Source organism: Sporichthya polymorpha DSM 43042 (assembly GCF_000384115.1).
GTDB classification, from domain to species: Bacteria; Actinomycetota; Actinomycetes; order Sporichthyales; family Sporichthyaceae; genus Sporichthya; species Sporichthya polymorpha.
In genome coordinates, this window is record NZ_KB913029.1 from 221674 (window position 1) to 222586 (window position 913).

At 70.9% G+C, this 913-nt stretch carries 1 protein-coding gene and 1 pseudogene; both read right to left on the bottom strand.

Translation table 11 applies throughout. The features are described 5' to 3' along the window. On the bottom strand, nucleotides 1-298 hold a 298-nt coding region (locus SPOPO_RS26795; protein WP_033384852.1), incomplete at its 3' end, for a DnaB-like helicase N-terminal domain-containing protein. Further along, nucleotides 295-913: pseudogene (locus SPOPO_RS26800) on the bottom strand (hypothetical protein); the annotation flags it as partial. The gene SPOPO_RS26795 and the pseudogene SPOPO_RS26800, both read right to left, overlap by 4 nt.

Consider the following 913-nt stretch of genomic DNA (forward strand, 5'->3'; position numbering starts at 1 on the left):
TGCGTGCGTAGGTATCGGGATGCGCGTTGGGCGGCGCGGCGCGGAGCAGCCCGGCCACGCGGACCACCTCGGCCCGCGTGGGGCCGACTCGGCGCATCAGCGCCAGACCGACCGCTTCCGGGTCGACGCAGTCGCCGGCACTGGCCAGGGACCGGATGGTCCGGTAGACCTCTCCGTGCCACGGTCCGGCGAAATCTTCGGGCCGCAGCCAACGCAGGACAGCGTGGCGTGCCGGCGATTCAGGCGCGGCGAACAGGACGCCGAGGGTCGCGTCTTCGGCGAGCGGGACGGCCTTCATGACCGCGCACCTCCTCTCATGGCGGAGTCGGTGTCGTAAACCACGGACTCGTCGGGATGAAGGCGGTGGTGCGCCACGTAGGAGGCCCGTGGGAGCTTCCAGAGTCCGCAGCCGCGAGGGAGCGCGGGAAGCAGGACACGCTCGGTGTCGGTCAGTCCCAGCGCGGCCTCGATGCCGGTGAGCTGGTCGGCCTCCTGCCGATACACGATGCGGGTCGAACAATCCGCGAGCAGACCCGCGGCCAGGGCCCGCGACTCACTCCCACCGGAGCCGACGGCATCGAGATCCGAGAGCCGGTGCAGCACGAGCAGGTTGGCGATGCCGTGCGCGCGGGAGAGCTTCCATTGCGCTTGCATGCGGCGCAGCAAGGCTGGCGCGCGCAGCAGACGCCATGCTTCGTCGTAGATGACCCACCGACCACCGCCGACAACACCGCCGCCGGAAGCACCGCCGCCGACAGCATGGCGGCTGGGATCGTCGGTGCGGTCGCCTCCCGCGCGATCGTTTCCGGTGCGATCGCTTCCGGTGCGGTGGGCTAGGGCGGATTCCAGCCAGGCGGAGGCACAGGTCATCGCGACCGCGACGGCGGTGTCGTCAGATCCCAACGCGGACAGG